The organism is Flavobacterium hungaricum (genome assembly GCF_015182285.1).
GTDB lineage: Bacteria > Bacteroidota > Bacteroidia > Flavobacteriales > Flavobacteriaceae > Flavobacterium > Flavobacterium hungaricum.
Genome location: NZ_PRDM01000001.1, coordinates 29,205 through 41,261 on the forward strand (window position 1 = coordinate 29,205; position 12,057 = coordinate 41,261).

The window sequence follows — 12,057 nt, forward strand, 5'->3', positions numbered from 1 at the left end:
GAAAGATTAAGATGAAATATATTTTAAATAAAAAGTATTGGGCGCCGATTGCATTACTTAGCATGCTGTTCTTGGGCCTGCTGTTGACTTCTTGTGAAAACAATGATTCAGAGGGCAAGGCAATCACTATCACAAAAGTATTTTTAGAAGACGTCAATTCTACAGTACCCGATAGAGAAGTTACATTTGCCCGTTTAGGTCAGGCATTGCGTATTGAAGGCTCAGGTTTTACAGGATTAAAAAGAGTTTATATAAACGGATATGCTACCTATTTTAATGTTGTTTTTGTATCTGATAATTCGATGCTCGTAAACGTTTCTGCCGACACGCCTATTTTAGATGCTGATCCATCCGTAAGAAATACGATTCGTTTTGCAAATGATACCAACGAATTTACATTTCCTTTCGAAATCCGTTCTGGAAAACCAGTAATTAACGGAATTTCAAACACTATGCCCAATCCAGGCGAAGTAATTATTGTGGCAGGTTCAGGTTTAACAGAGGTTAGTAAAGTAGTTTTTCCAGGAAATGTTGAGGTTACAAGCGGTATCGTTTCAGATCCTGATGGAGAATTTTTTACTGTTCCAGCTCCAAGCGGCGTATCAGATTTAGGAGGCTCCTTATTTGTGCAGACTTCAAACGGAGGCGTTTATTCTCCCGCTTGCTACAACTTTAAAAAAGGATTACTGCTTAATTTTGACGGACAAGGACAGCACGGTTATTGGGGAACTTCAACCAGCATGATCCAGCCTGCAGATTTAGAATCGGGAGTGATCGGCTTAGAAAATACCTCTCAGGGAAAATATGTACCGCATCGTCCGGCAAGAATTGCTTCTTTTGATCCCGCTAAAAACCGCTGCACAGAAGTGTGGACAGCAGGAAACGGTGTAGACAATTGGAGAGCACAGTTAACACCTTATATTCCAGCAAGTACTCCATTAGACAAAGTAGCACTTCAGTTTGAAATGTATGTTCCTGACAACTGGAAAGATTCCGGATTTATTAAAATCTGTATGATCAATAATTTTAATGGAGGAGAATGGACAGGAGCTTGTTACAATTACGTTCCGTGGATTGTTGACGGTAAATCTGTAGACTTTAAAACACCAGGATGGAGAACAGTGACCATTCCTTTAAACAAATTCTACGCATGGTCTAAAGAAGCTTTTACTTTCGAAACCGTATTAGCCTTTCGCGAAGCGGCAACGTATCAAAATTTCGGAATGTATTTTGAAAACTCTGATATCAAATTGTCAAATGTTACCGGAAGTGCCAGCGAAGTAGAATTTCCTTCAAAAGCCATTTCTGTAAAAGTTTACACAGACAATTGGAGAATCGTATCTCTGGATACACCGGTTTACAATGATTTTGCTAACTAAAAAACCAAAAACCAAAATGAAATATACCAAGATATTACCTGTAATCGCTTCATCCATGCTGTTATTTACAGCCTGCGATGATAATTTGATGGAATGGGAAAAAGATCCCGAGCATGGCGCAGTAACCGGCGCCGAATTACCGCTGGCACTAGTAGAAAAAATAAGCCGCTACGAACCTTTAAAAAATTACAGCGATTTTATTTTAGGAAACGGAATCGGAGCCGACTTATACATGAGCGACGCGGCATACAGAAAAATTGTAAACGAAAACTTTGATGAGGTAACACCGGGTTATGCTATGAAACACGGCGCCATGGTAAACTCAAAAGGCGAAATCAATTTTGCCACTATGGATGCCTTTATTGCTGAAACCAAAAAAGCCGGCTTAAGTGTTTTTGGACATACTTTGGTTTGGCATTCCAATCAAAATGCAACTTATTTAAATGGAATCATTGCTCCAACGATAATTCCAGGATCCAGCGGTACGAATGTTTTAGATTTGACTCCAATTAAAAACGGTACTTTTACGGGCTGGGCAAGAAACAATCCCGGAAAAGGGATTACCACTGTAGCAAATTCTGGATTAACAAGTACGTCTGCAGCTATTCAATTAGCATCAAGTGCCGCTTCATCGCTGCCTTATAATCTGCAGTTGACCTCTCCCAATGTGCCAATTGTTGCAGGACATAATTATGAAATTTCCTTTTACATTAAATCTGATGTGACAGGCAAAGGGCGTATCTCATTTGGTTCTACATTAAACAATCAATACCCGTACAAAGACTGGTACAATAACGGTAACAATGGAGAAGCATTTGCAACAACTTCTTCTTGGCAGCAAGTTAAAATTAAATTAGCTCCAAGTGATTTTAAAGCAGCGAGTACAGCATTTCAGTTTAATTTGGATTTAGGATATCTGCCAAATGTAACCTATTTAATAGACGTAAATACGCTCGCGGTTGTTGATTTAGACGCTGCAGCAGGCCCTGTTAATTTAATTGCTAATGGTGATTTTGAAAGCGGTAATCTTACCGGATGGACTGGCTGGGGTAATAGTTCTACAAGATCTATTTCTGCAAATGGAGAGGGTTACAATGGAGGATATGCTATGAAACTGACCAATCCTACAGCGGCAAATAATTACAGTGCGCAGCAGGTTTACACTTTGAGTGCACCGCTCACAGTAGGACAAAACTATACTTTTACCTGTATGATTAAGGCTGAAGCACCTGGAACGACAGTGCAGATTCAGACTCAAAATACTGCTGGTAATGCAGCCGATTATTATGGCGGAAACAGTGTAGGTAACACTTGGACTCCTATTTCGCTGACAATTAAACCAACAAAACAAGATCTTACAAAAGTTATTTTTGATTTTGGACAATATGCTACGACTTATTTGATTGACAAAGTAGTATTGTCTTCAGAAAGTTCTGGAGGAGGTCCAACAGCTCCAATCACACTTGAAAAAACAGATGCAGAGAAAACCAAAATCATCGGCGATGCCATGACCGATTGGATTTCTAAAATGATGACTCACTATAAAACCAGCGTTTTTGCATGGGATGTTGTGAATGAACCAATGAAAGAAGACGGATCTCTCAGAAACGGAACCGAAGGCGAAACAGCGACAGATCATTTCTCTTGGGCAAAATACTTAGGAAAAGATTACGCCGTAACTGCATTCAAATTAGCGCGTCAATACGGAAATCCATCAGACAAACTTTTTATCAACGATTATAATTTAGAATCAAGATTAGATAAATGCGACGGCTTGATTGAATATGTAAAATATATTGAAAGCAAAGGCGCACAAGTTGACGGAATCGGAACGCAGATGCATATTGGACTGACAACAAACAAGGATCAAATTGTGCAAATGTTTCAAAAACTGGCAGCATCAGGAAAATTGATTAAAATTTCGGAATTAGATATCAGATTAGGAACCAAAACACCAACCGTTGCCCAACAGGCATCACAAGCAGAAATGTACCAATTTGTAATCGATTCATACAAAAAATACATTCCAAAAGCACAGCAGTACGGAATCACCATTTGGGGCGTTTCGGATAATGCCAAAGAACACGAATTCTGGCTTCCAGACGAATCACCAAACCTTTGGGATGCCAACTACGTACGCAAACACGCCTACAAAGGCACAGCAGACGGTCTTGCAGGAAAAGATGTAAGTTTAGGATTTTCTGGAGAATTGGTAAAACCTTAATATTTTGTCAAGTTGAGGGATTCGCTCCTAAAAAATAGTTGGTTGTATCATAGAAATAGAATGACAAAAAAACTACAATCAAAAAAGCTTTGTCAAGGTTCAAAACTTTGACAAAGCTGCTTTGTTTATTTTTAATATTAAAATAAAACGAATGCTCCATATTCTAAAAAATAGTTTTCTTCTAAGCGCATTTTTCACCATCCATTTCGGATTTTGTCAAAGTATTCCCCATCTTCAAAAAAAAGGAAACAAAACACAATTAATTGTCAACGACAAACCATTCTTAATCCGCGGAGGAGAATTAGGAAATTCATCTGCAACCAGTATGGAAAGCATGGAACCGATCTGGTCAAAGCTGACTGACATGAATCTCAATACGGTTTTGACTCCAATTTATTGGGAATTAATAGAGCCCCAAGAAGGAAAATTTGATTTTGCTTTGGTTGACGATTTGATTCTTCGAGCCAGAAAAGAAAACTTAAAATTAGTTTTTCTTTGGTTTGGATCGTGGAAAAACAGCATGTCAAGCCACGCGCCGGAATGGGTAAAACTCAATCAGAAAAAATATCCCAGAGTAAAAGACGATCAAAATAAAAGCCATGAAATTTTAACGCCTTTCAGCGAAAATAATCTTCAAGCCGATTTAAATGCTTTCAAAAATTTGATGGCGCACATTAAAGCCTTCGATCAAAACGAACAAACCGTCATCATGATTCAGGTTGAAAATGAAATCGGAATGCTCCCAACTGCCCGCGATTATCACACACTGGCAAATGAAGCATTTCAAAAACCGGTTCCAAATGAGCTGATTCAGTATTTAGAAAAAAGCAAACAAAATCTCGTTCCAGAATTTTTAGAAATCTGGAAAAAAAACGGTTTTAAAACCAAAGGAAATTGGGAAGAGATTTTTGGAAAAGGACTGCATACAGACGAAATATTCATGGCGTGGTATTTTTCTAAATTTACCAATCACGTTGCCAAGGCAGGAAAAAACATTTATCCGATTCCGATGTTTGTCAACGCCGCTTTGAATGCACCCGAAAAAAAACCAGGTCAATATCCAAGTGCCGGGCCATTACCGCATCTTATGGATGTCTGGAAAGCGGCCGGAAATTCTATCGACTTTTTAGCACCCGATTTTTACAATCCCTCTTTCAAACAATGGAACGATTTATTTACGCGTCAGGGCGATCCGTTATTTATTCCAGAACATAAATTTGACGAAACCGCACCGTTTAAAGGTTTGTATGCCATCGGACATTATGAAGCCATTGGTTTTTCGCCATTTTCTATAGAATCGGTTGAAGACGCCAAAAAAGAACCTTTAGGAAAAATCTATAATCTAATCCAGCAATTAACGCCAGTGATTGAAGCCAATAAAGGACGGGGGAAAATTGACGGCGTTTTGTTAGACAAAGAAAATCAGTTACAGATTATTAAGATGGGCGATTACGAATTCACTTTCAAACATGATTATACTTTAAATTGGTCCGACGGAGCAAAAGCAGCTGTCTGGCCAATGGCGAGTGCGATTATTATAGAAATTGCCCAAAACGAATTTTACATTTCCGGTTCTGGAATTGTCGTAACTTTTAAGCCTTTAAAAGCAAATGTAAATGCGGGAATTTTAAAAACAGATCAGGGAATATTTGAAAATGGAAAATGGAAAACAATTCGTCATTTCAACGGAGACCAAACCCATCAAGGCAGGCATTTAAGAATCTCGGTCGGCGATTACGAAATTCAGAAACTAAAATTGTATTGTTATGAATAGTTTTTTTTCAGCCACGAATTCACGAATTTTTTTAATGCCAGCTTTGCAGTCAATTATTCAAATTATACAAATTTTAATTCGTGGAATTAGATATTATAGCCAACGTATTAAAAAAAAATTCGTGAATTCGTGGCTGAAAAAAAAAGAGAGAGCATAATTTTAGCCACATATTAAAAGATTTAAAAGGATTTTTTAATAATCTGTGCTAATCTTTTTAATCTATGGCAAAAAAATATAAAGAATAGCAAATGAAAAATATATTACTAGCATTTCTAATCACCTTTAGCATCAATGCGCAGATAAAACTTCCGAGGCTTATCAGCGACGGAATGATATTGCAGCGCGATACCAAAGTCTCTATTTGGGGCTGGGCATCGCCTAATGAACAAATTGAACTTAACTTTAAATCTAAAACACTCAAAACCACAACTTCTCAAGAAGGAAAATGGAGCATAGAACTTCCCTCTCAAAAAGCGGGCGGACCTTACGAAATGACTTTAAAAGCAAGTAATACAATCGTCTTAAAAAATATACTTTTTGGAGATGTATGGCTGTGTTCCGGACAATCCAATATGGAGCTGCCAATGGAACGTTTGAAAGACAAATACAAAGAAGTCATTGCGAAATCTGAGAATTCTCAAATAAGACAATTTTTGGTTCCAGACGAATATTATTTTGAAAAAGAAAGAAATGATTTTTCGTCAGGCGAATGGATTGCTGCAAATCCAAAAACAGTGTTGCAATTTACCGGAACAGGCTATTTCTTTGCTTCTGAAATATACGAAAAGTATAAAATCCCGATCGGATTAATCAACAGCGCTTTGGGCGGTTCGCCGGCAGAATCTTGGATCAATGAAGAAGGCATTAAAAAATTTCCAGAATACAATCAGGAATATCTAAAATTTAAAGACGGTAAACTCGAAAAAGAAATTGATGGCAACGATAGAAAAGTAAATAACGAATGGTATCAAACCGTTAACAAAACCGATCTTGGTCTAAAAGAAAAATGGTCGGCAGAAGTGATAAATGATTCTGATTGGAAAACAATGGCAATTCCTGGTTATTGGGCAGATCACGAATTAGGAAATGTAAATGGAGCCATTTGGTTTAGAAAAGAATTTATTGTAGAAAACACAAAAGAAACCAGCGCCAGACTTATTTTAGGAAGAATTGTAGACGCCGATTCTGTTTTTGTAAACGGAAATTTCGTCGGAACCACTTCATACCAATATCCGCCGAGAATTTATTCTTTCAATCCTAATATTCTAAAAGAAGGAAAAAACGAAATAAGCGTTCGTGTCATCAACAATTCTGGCAGAGGCGGTTTTGTTTTAGACAAACCTTATGAGTTGGTTTTAGACAATAAAACCATTGACTTAAAAGGAGAATGGAAATACAAATTAGGAACAAAAATGGATGCGCTTCCGGGGCAGACTTTTGTACGATGGAAACCCGTTGGATTGTACAACGCCATGATTGCACCGCTTAGAAATTATTCTATAAAAGGGGTTTTATGGTATCAGGGAGAATCGAACACCAAAAAGTCATCAGAATATTTTGCTTTGATGGAAACCTTGATTTCTAATTGGAGGGAATTGTGGAAAGACGATAAATTGCCTTTTATATTGGTACAGCTTCCCAACTATATGGATCCAAAACCAGAACCTGCAGAAAGCAATTGGGCAGTATTAAGACAGCAGCAAAGTAAGGTCTTACAAATTCCAAATACGGGATTAGCGGTTACAATTGATTTAGGCGAATGGAATGATATTCATCCGTTAAATAAATACGATGTCGGTCACAGATTAGCGCTTCAGGCACAAAAGAATGTTTACGGCGAAAAAAAAATAATTGCTTCGGGACCAATTTGCAAATCAATTAAAAAAGAAGGAAACAAGTTGATTCTCAATTTTTCAGATGTTGGAACGGGCTTACAAATCAAAAATGGAAGTGAATTAAAGGAATTCGCCATTGCCGGGAATGATGGGAAATTTGTCTGGGCAAAGGCAGTTATCGACGGCGATAAAATTATAGTGAGTAATGATTCCGTTGTAAATCCGGTAAAAGTAAGATACGCTTGGGCAGATAATCCAAAAGAAGCGAATTTATACAATAAAGAAAATTTACCGGCATCTCCGTTTGAAGCTGAATTGAATTCGAATTAAGTATTTAATTAACCAAACTTCGGCAAAGTGAAATTTACTTCGTCTTTGACAAAGTTTATAAACAAAAAAACTATTCCAAATTCCCCATAAGCGTTTTCAAGAAAGCACTAACCGCTTTTTTCTCATAAACTTCTTTCAGCGAAATAAGCATGGCAGTACGCGTCATGCTTTTGCCCTTTATCGGAATTGCATGCAAATCTTTTTCGTTTTCAATAGTCGTTTTGGTCAGGATGGTGTGCCATTTTCCTGTTTTAATTAATTCCAGTAAAGTTGGAATATCATTTATTTCGATTGTAACTTTGGGATGAAGATGATCTTTTTTAAAAGCCTTATTAATGAATTGCGTTGTACTGAAACCACTCGACGGCAGCGCAAGCGGCAATGTACTGACTTCGTCAAGCGAAATACTTTTTTTATTTGTTAAAGGCGTTTCGGCAGAAGTTACCAAAGCCATTGGAGAAGTAAACAATTCGACATATTTAAAATGCGCTTCGGCGGCAATTTCTTCAAAAGTAAGGATCACATCCAGTTCAAAAAGATTCAGTTTTTGGATTAATTCCTGTGAAGTTCCAAATACAATTTCGAATTGAATTTTCGGAAATTCAGAACTAAATAAAATCAAGGCCTTGGTAACCACATGGCGTAAAGCATACGTAACACCAATTGCCACTTTTCCCGTTTCCAGAGTATTCAAATCCTTTAATAATTCCAATCCGTCAGAAGCCTTGTTTACAGATTGCTGTGCATAAACGGCAAATAAATCACCCGCTTCTGTCAGCGTAATACGTTTGCCTATTCGATTAAAAAGAGGCACTTGTAATTCTTCTTCTAATTGCTTAATTTGTTGTGATAAAGTGCTTTGACTGATAAAAAGGGCCGATGCAGCCTCGGTAAAATTCAATAATTCTTTTGCTTTAAGAAAATATTTCAGCTGTCTGAGTTCCATTTCTAAATCGGTTTTATCGATTGATTTTATCGAAAAATAAGGTTTTACAAATATATAAAATCTTAAGAACTTTGCTGTGTTGTAAAAATTAGACAAGTCCAAAAATGAAAATAATAGCTTTACAAGAAGGAAATTATATCGCAGATTCTAATAAAGAATTTAAACTAATAACAGAGAAAACAAACGATCCCGGACTCAAAATGGCGATTCAGCCTTTTGTAGTTATTACAGCTAATGACGTTATCTTATTAGATTTTGGTTTGGGGTTTGTAAACAACGGAATTCCTTTTATCCATGAGGTTTTAAGAAAAAATAATATTGAACCGGAGCAGCTTACTAAAGTTTTGGTTTCGCATTTGCATAAAGATCATATTGAAGGAATCGGGCATTTTGAAGACGATAATTTTATCCAGAATTTTCCAAAAGCGACAATTTATATTCAGAAAAGAGAAATAGATTTTGCCTTAGAACAAAGCAATAATCCATCCTATGTTTTAGAAATATTAAAAGAACTCGAAAAACTTCCTAATGTTGAATTATTGGATGCTGACAGCGGACAAATTACGGATGAAATTTTCTATGAAGTTTCTGCGGGACATACTAAATTTCATCAGGTTTTCTGGATTAAGGCCGATAATGAAATTGTATTTTACGGTGCCGACGACTTACCACAAAAAGTATATTTATCGATGCACGTAGCTTATAAAACAGACTTTGACGGAAAACGTGCTATGGAATCCAGAAAAAAATGGGAGCAGCAAGCCAGAGAAGAAAATTGGAAAGTGCTTTTGTATCACGACATGAAAACGCCTGTTTTGGAGTTTTGAGGGTTAGGAGTTAAGGGTTAGGAGTTATGGGTTAGGAGTTAAGGGTTATGGGTTATGGGTTAAGGGTTATGGGTTAAGGGTTAAGGGGTATGCGTTATGAGTTATGGGTGGTTATAGTGTTTTAGTAATCAGTAAAATAGTGTTTAAAAATGAAAAGTACCGAATCAATTCCGGTTTTAATTATTTACGGATCGCTGGCGCCGGGCGAGTCAAATCATTCGGTTATGGCGCCTATAAAAGGAGATTGGCAAAAAGCAATTATAAAAGGAAAATTACAGGAGGGAGGCTGGGGGTCTTCTCTGGGCTATAACGGATTTATTTCTGTGAATTCTCAAGAAGCACAACCGATCAACTGTTATGTTCTTTTTTCTGAAGATTTGCCATCGCATTGGGATTATCTGGACGAATTTGAAGGCGACGGTTATCAGCGCATTCAAACAGAATACGAATTGGAAAACGGCAAAAAAGGGATAGGATTTATATATGCCTTAAATCAATAAATTAAAAATTCAGATTATTAGTTTAGTCTGAATTTTTTTTTCTTCGGAAAAAATAAAAACAAAACACTTCTAACTTTTTCTTCAAGTGAAGAACGCAGAATTGAAAATGCTTTTGTAATCTGGGCTTCGACTGTTTTTATGGAAACATCCAGATGTTCGGCAATTTCGATATTGGTCAGCCCTTCTTTTTTACTTAAAATAAAAACCTCTTTGCATTTTGGAGGCAGATTTTGAATTTCATTATTTACGGCATTCATAACCCTTTGAAAAGATTCTGAATCTTCTTCCTGAACAATTCCGTTTAAGGCATCATAATAGGATTTTTCTAAAGAAAACAACGATTGGTTTTTGCGGTACAAATCGATAAACTCATTGTAAGCCAGTTTATAAAGAAAACTTTTTAAAGCATGATCTGTTTTTAGCCTTGTGCGCTGTTCCCAAATTTTAATAAATACATTTTGAACAATGTCTTCGGCGCTGTAAACATTCTTTACCAGACTGTTAGCGTAGACACAAAGTTTATGATGATAGGTGTCGATAAGATACGTATAAGCGCTTTCATCTCCATTACGAAGAGCCTCAATTAGTAAATCATTGTTCTGGTAATCATCAATTTTCATAAAAACAAATATATAAATTATCCTTTTCAAGGATTAAAATGGGCGTGTATTTCAATAGAATTTTTAGTTTTTCATCGTTTCTATTTGAAAATTATTACAAATAAAATCGATAAAAAGTGCAAAGGTAAATCATTTAGTTTGTAATTTCTATCAAATTAGTAGAGTTTTATTGAAAGAAAAGACTTGTGAAAAATAAAAAATTCATCAAAATGAAAAAAACTTTATCAAATTGTTAGGGTTTTTATTTTTTGCTTCGTAATAATATTAAAAACAACTAAAATGACAGTGAAAAAGTCAGAGCAAGTAATTGTTAAATTTATCACGAATCAAGCTTCTCAGGAAGAAATTGAATGGCTGACGGTGTGGTTAAAAGAGGATGAAAATCAGATTGTATTTAAAGAGTTTGTAAAAACAAATTATGCAGTCGACTCTTCTTTGTATTCTTTTGATGCCGCTTCGGTTAAGAAAGAGTTATCAGAAAGAATCCAGAAAGAAAATAATGTTTTTGTTAAAAGAAGGTTTTCTTCTTATTATAAATATGCCGCTGTTTTGGTTCTGGCATTCGGATGTTTTTTTTGGTATAAAAACCTGAATCCTGCCCCAGAAAAACAAAATGTTATCGTTCCGAGAGAAGATGCTATTGTGCTGCAATACGCTAATAAAGATGAAGAAACGATCGATGCATTAGAAACGAAAAATATTACAGATCAGGACGGAAACATCATTGGAAAACAGGAAAAAAACAGATTGGTTTATAATAAAACATACACCAATGGAAAACTGAGCTACAATTCGATTAAAATTCCATACGGGAAAAAATTTGAAGTAGAATTATCAGACGGAACCATTGTGCATTTAAATTCTGGAAGCCAAATGAGTTATCCAATACAATTTGGAAAAAATCAAGGACGAAAAGTACATGTAGAAGGAGAAGCTTATTTTGAAGTTGCAAAAGACAAAGTACATCCGTTTACGGTAAACACAAATGAACTGGCTGTTGAGGTTTTAGGAACCAAGTTTAATGTAGATACGTATAATGAACGTATAAGCACTGACATTGTGTTAGTTGAAGGCAGTGTTTTGCTTTATAAAGGAGCAAAAGAAAATAAAAACCAAATGTTTTTAAAACCGGGAACAAAAGGTTCGCTGGTAAAAAGTCAAAATACTTTTGCCACAGAACAAGTCAATACCGATTATTACACAGCTTGGATGAAAGGAAGCCTGATCTTTAAAAATGCTTCATTTGAAGATATTATTAGAAAGCTCGAACGTCAGTACAATGTCACTTTTATCAATAAAAATAAAACATTGGGCAAAGAAATTTTTAACGCCCGTTTTGACAACGAACCGATTGAAGTGGTTTTAAAATATTTCAGCGACAGTTATAAAATTGATTATAAAATTGACAGGGATAAGATTGTTATTGAGTGAGTGAGAAGTTAGAGGTTAGAAGTTAGAAGTTAGAAGTTAGAAGTTAGAAGTTAGAGGTTAGAGGTTAGAGGTTAGAAGTTAGAAGTTAGGAGTTAGGAGTTAGGAGTTAGGAGTTAAAGGTTAGGAGTTAGGAGGTAAAGGTTAAAGGTAGAATTCTCTATTTTCTAAGAAATCTACAATCTACAATCTAA

The 12,057-nt window shown here is 36.0% G+C and carries 9 protein-coding genes; 7 read left to right on the top strand and 2 right to left on the bottom strand.

Annotated elements, in window-relative coordinates:
* Positions 1 to 11 precede the first annotated feature (11 nt).
* From C4F50_RS00110 to C4F50_RS00125, 4 genes are all read left to right on the top strand, one after another.
* The gene (locus tag C4F50_RS00110) at positions 12 to 1,379 is read left to right on the top strand and encodes a glycan-binding surface protein (protein WP_193844404.1); all 1,368 of its coding nucleotides are present in this window, start codon (positions 12 to 14) and stop codon (positions 1,377 to 1,379) included.
* 16 nt (positions 1,380 to 1,395) lie between these two features.
* Positions 1,396 to 3,603: an endo-1,4-beta-xylanase gene (locus C4F50_RS00115; RefSeq protein WP_193844406.1), complete on the top strand. Its 2,208-nt coding sequence runs from the start codon at positions 1,396 to 1,398 to the stop codon at positions 3,601 to 3,603.
* 151 nt (positions 3,604 to 3,754) lie between these two features.
* The gene (locus C4F50_RS00120) at positions 3,755 to 5,377 is read left to right on the top strand and encodes a GH35 family beta-galactosidase (protein ID WP_193844408.1); all 1,623 of its coding nucleotides are present in this window, start codon (positions 3,755 to 3,757) and stop codon (positions 5,375 to 5,377) included.
* Between the two features lie 248 nt (positions 5,378 to 5,625).
* On the top strand, positions 5,626 to 7,542 hold the full coding sequence (locus tag C4F50_RS00125; RefSeq protein WP_193844410.1) for a sialate O-acetylesterase: 1,917 nt from the start codon (positions 5,626 to 5,628) through the stop codon (positions 7,540 to 7,542).
* A 70-nt stretch (positions 7,543 to 7,612) separates the two neighbouring features.
* Here the strand turns inward: C4F50_RS00125 and C4F50_RS00130 are convergent, their stop codons facing one another.
* Positions 7,613 to 8,488 carry a LysR substrate-binding domain-containing protein gene (locus C4F50_RS00130; RefSeq protein WP_193844411.1) on the bottom strand — a complete coding sequence of 292 codons (876 nt, stop codon included), beginning with the start codon at positions 8,486 to 8,488 and terminating at the stop codon, positions 7,613 to 7,615.
* A 104-nt stretch (positions 8,489 to 8,592) separates the two neighbouring features.
* Between C4F50_RS00130 and C4F50_RS00135 the strand changes: the two genes are divergently transcribed.
* Complete coding sequence (locus tag C4F50_RS00135; protein ID WP_193844412.1) at positions 8,593 to 9,315, top strand: MBL fold metallo-hydrolase; 723 nt, start codon at positions 8,593 to 8,595, stop codon at positions 9,313 to 9,315.
* 149 nt (positions 9,316 to 9,464) lie between these two features.
* The gene (locus C4F50_RS00140) at positions 9,465 to 9,815 is read left to right on the top strand and encodes a gamma-glutamylcyclotransferase family protein (protein ID WP_193844414.1); all 351 of its coding nucleotides are present in this window, start codon (positions 9,465 to 9,467) and stop codon (positions 9,813 to 9,815) included.
* Between the two features lie 17 nt (positions 9,816 to 9,832).
* On the opposite strand, the gene C4F50_RS00145 is transcribed toward C4F50_RS00140, so the two are convergent.
* Positions 9,833 to 10,435 carry an RNA polymerase sigma factor gene (locus tag C4F50_RS00145; RefSeq protein WP_193844415.1) on the bottom strand — a complete coding sequence of 201 codons (603 nt, stop codon included), beginning with the start codon at positions 10,433 to 10,435 and terminating at the stop codon, positions 9,833 to 9,835.
* Between the two features lie 279 nt (positions 10,436 to 10,714).
* On the opposite strand from C4F50_RS00145, the gene C4F50_RS00150 reads away from it, so the two are divergent.
* Positions 10,715 to 11,866: a FecR family protein gene (locus C4F50_RS00150; RefSeq protein ID WP_193844416.1), complete on the top strand. Its 1,152-nt coding sequence runs from the start codon at positions 10,715 to 10,717 to the stop codon at positions 11,864 to 11,866.
* The last annotated feature ends 191 nt before the right edge of the window (positions 11,867 to 12,057 follow it).